General features: G+C 59.7%; 2 protein-coding genes and 1 pseudogene. All 3 read right to left on the bottom strand.

What is annotated here, in order from left to right; translation table 11 throughout:
• Positions 1–236, bottom strand: a pseudogene (locus AC1DGP_RS35170) (outer membrane protein); the annotation flags it as partial.
• Positions 237–981: 745 nt separating this feature from the next.
• Positions 982–1,122 (bottom strand): hypothetical protein, encoded by a 141-nt coding sequence (locus AC1DGP_RS35165; protein WP_476833286.1) that lies wholly within the window; start codon positions 1,120–1,122, stop codon positions 982–984.
• Positions 1,123–1,277: 155 nt separating this feature from the next.
• Positions 1,278–1,676: response regulator transcription factor (locus AC1DGP_RS35160; protein WP_476833285.1), on the bottom strand; the 399-nt coding region annotated here is incomplete at its 5' end.

Raw genomic sequence — 1,676 nt, 5'->3', positions numbered from 1 at the left:
CCGCCGACACCGCTCAGGACGCTGGAAGAGCCAGCAGTCGGCCCGTTGACGGCGATCTCGCCCGAGTCAGCCCAGCCCACGCCGGCGTTGAGACCGACATAAAGACCAGCCCAGGTGAACAGGGGCGCGTAGACGATCGGGGGAGGCGGCGCCTGGCGGCTGGGAAGGTCGGCGGAGAAGGCCGACGTTGCCAGGCACGTCGCAAGAACGGCGGTGGATACAAGACCTAGTCGCATGATGTCCTCCGAGGTCAGGGATACGCAAGTCAATCTGTTCCATATGAAGTAACGGCAGAGAACCCGAATAATCCGTGCCACTTCCCAATGAAGTGCCGAATGTTACGGACTGCGATATTTTGATCACTTCGCTCTATGAGTCCAAAAAACGACTGCCCAGAGCATGCCAATCCCAACGGGCGCCCGTGGGGCCCAGACCTCCGGCATGGGGCGGCGTGGGGACGGGCGTTCCATCGCGGTTGAGGAAGTCACTCCAGTTCAGGCCATCGATGCTCTTGCTGAGTGCTCATGCGCGATAAATCACGCATGCGGTGCCGTCATCGAAAGATAGTGTACCAGGCCCGCCATCCCTCCCCAGAGCAGGAACGATATCGCAGCTCCCCAAATAATCCCTCGCCCAAAACTATCGTCATCGTCTCCCTCGGGCCGAAGCCATTTGTAATTCCGCTGGTTTGCCGGGGGCGATGCTGGAGGTTCGTGAGAACATCCGTTTCCCTTTGAGGCCGCCATGCCAATAACCTTTCAGATGGCCGATGGGCGTAGCGAATCGTGTAATATTCAGCACGTAGTCAAACCAAGATCTGTAATCTAAGTGATGTAAGCACACGTATATCGGCTCGTCGACGGGGATTTGCACCTGCCCGTTCGGGGCGACTGAGATTGGTTAACCGGTGACATCAGGACGATACAGCCACGATAAGACGAGACCGCACGCGCGCACTACATGACGATACGTCATATAATCTCAGCTGGGGTCATCGCGCTGCGGCCCGATTGTACTTGCGCTATCCCTGAGACCCGATTTCATCACCAGTCCCAGCGGGATCGGCATCAGGCCCTTCACCGGGTGCTGGTCGCCTGCACTCCGTGCCAGGTCGGTTGTCATGGCGCTCCAACTCTTCTTCTCGAGACTGCCACAGAGCCGTCGTCCACCTCCGGGAAACGCGCCGTTTTGCCAGGCGCCGCGTTTCTCGGCCGTTTTCAAACTGCGTACACAATGCAGGGGGGTGTTGGTGCTCTCGAACTGGTCGCCCGCCTTTTCTAAGAGATGAGCCCAAGCTGCTCTGAGGACAGGACAAGCTCGGCAATGGAGCGGGCGGCCATTTTTTCCATCACCTTGTGGCGGTGGGCCTTGATGGTGCGAATGGTGGTTCCGAGTTCGTAGGCGATCTGCTTGTTCATCCGGCCTCTCGCCACAAGGGCGAAGACCTCGCGCTCCCGCGGGGTGAGGCTGCCGAGCCGGACCGCGCGCAATTCGGCGCCATCGTCATCGCGCCTTGCCTGACGACAGCGCGCTAGAGCAGGTTCATGGTTTTCCGATTCTGCCGGGATTCCCAAGCGCCGCGAACAGTGCGATTCCTTCCTTGTCTGACGCGGGAGGCCGGGATGGCACGGGCTTACAGCCAGGATTTGCGTGAGCGAGTGATTGCGGCGACCGAG

This window comes from Allobosea sp. 05T433 (genome assembly GCF_056396065.1).
This window is presented reverse-complemented; position numbering and strand designations above follow the sequence as displayed.

What these genes read in the sequence shown, in the direction of transcription:
- AC1DGP_RS35165 (WP_476833286.1), bottom strand. Translation starts at nt 1,122, where the DNA reads ATGACAACCGACCTGGCACGGAGTGCAGGCGACCAGCACCCGGTGAAG.